At 32.8% G+C, this 1548-nt stretch carries 2 protein-coding genes; both read right to left on the bottom strand.

Annotated features, from left to right (window positions below):
• Window positions 1-317: 317 nt before the first annotated feature.
• Entirely contained in the window at window positions 318-860 is a 543-nt protein-coding gene (locus tag QZ265_RS10860; RefSeq protein ID WP_296406088.1) for a hypothetical protein, read from the bottom strand.
• Window positions 861-989: 129 nt separating this feature from the next.
• The coding region (locus QZ265_RS10855) for a hypothetical protein (RefSeq protein ID WP_296406086.1) at window positions 990-1548 on the bottom strand (559 nt) is incomplete at its 5' end.

Here is a 1548-nt window from a genome sequence, read left to right as displayed (position 1 = left end):
TACTCTTCTTCTCATCATTTCTAAACGTTGCACTTCATCGTTGAATCTAAGTTATTAAAAAAACTATAAATAGAGTTCAAAAACACAAATATTATTAAGACCAAAGGTAACAAATAATACCCAGATACCTCTATATTGTTAAAAGATATTAACCCTCTACTAGAATTCACTACTGCATGAGAAAGAACAAGTAATATAAAACTAATACCAGTTAATTGTATGATCTGTACATAAAATCCAAACACAACTTCATAGTTAATCAAATAACTATACTTTTCAAACTCATCATTCTTTGACAAATAAACCTCTAGTACTATCTAATAAATCTTTGGCGTAGGCTTCAATTGATTTGTTTTTTCTAATAAACTAATTAAGTCTTCTCTATAGCCTTCAGCATAAGGAATGACATATATAGTATCGTTATGTTGTACTCCTACATAATTATAATCGTATTTCTTACGAGGTTTGAAGCCAGGGATTTGTGAGACATACTTTAATTTTCTTTTGTTCAATATAAGCGTAAATTTGTCAATATCTATAATAGGTCCCCACTTTAGTTTTATTTTTAAACCATCGTCAAAATTTAAGCCTACCACTACTCTTTTTTTATCTACATAAAAAAATCGATAGAACATTGGTATTAATCCTAACAGTGCCATTAACCAATAAACTAAATAGTAACCAGAAATATCGATACCTAATACTGTTATTAAACCTCTATTTGATTTGAATAACATATATGTAAAGGTAAACAGACCTATTAAAAAAAATATCATAGCCCAAATATTGACATAAAATCTAAACTCAACTTCATAGTTAATCAAATAACTATACTTTTCAAACTCATCATTCTTTGACAAATAAACCTCCATTCTTAGCCACGCCACTTAAGCTACTAAACCTTAAAATGCGTATTTTTTAACTAGATAGTTAGAAAATACGCATGTTTGAGTTAATTAAGTTTATTCAACACATATATAGGGGGGGTGCTATTTATTCATATAAGATTCATTTAGCACAGGACCTACTGGTATTTGCGGACCTTTTGGCTCCACTGGCATTTGCGGACCCTGATATGGCTTAGTAGTTGACTTATTAGCATTACTATTTTGTTGAGATGATTTTAAATTATTAGTAGTATTCAAGGTAGTATTATTACCATTCCACGGTTTATCCATTTTAACTATCTCGCCAGTAGTAGTGGTTGCCACACCTTGTACCACATCACCTTTAAACCCTAAGTTAAATGGTTTCAGAATTACGCCAGTTGTACCGTTAACGACTGCACTAGGGACATCCACTTCATCACCTGCATAAACTTGTGTTAATCCAGTTCCTATACCACTAGCTAATCCTGAAACATAATTATTATTTATAGCGTTAGCAGTTGCGCCAGTTACAGCTCCACCTGTCACATATTTAATTCCTTTTCCAAGGCTTCTATCCTCCTCTGGAGTTACGGCATAGTAGCTTGCTCCGCCGATAACAGCACCGACATAGATAGTGGCAAGCTGACTGATGCCAGTTCGACTGCTTGAGCTTAAGCCT

The organism is Psychrobacter sp., from assembly GCF_018260395.1.
Lineage (GTDB): Bacteria > Pseudomonadota > Gammaproteobacteria > Pseudomonadales > Moraxellaceae > Psychrobacter.
Note: the sequence above shows the minus strand (reverse complement) of the source record. Positions and strands in the feature narration are given on the sequence as shown.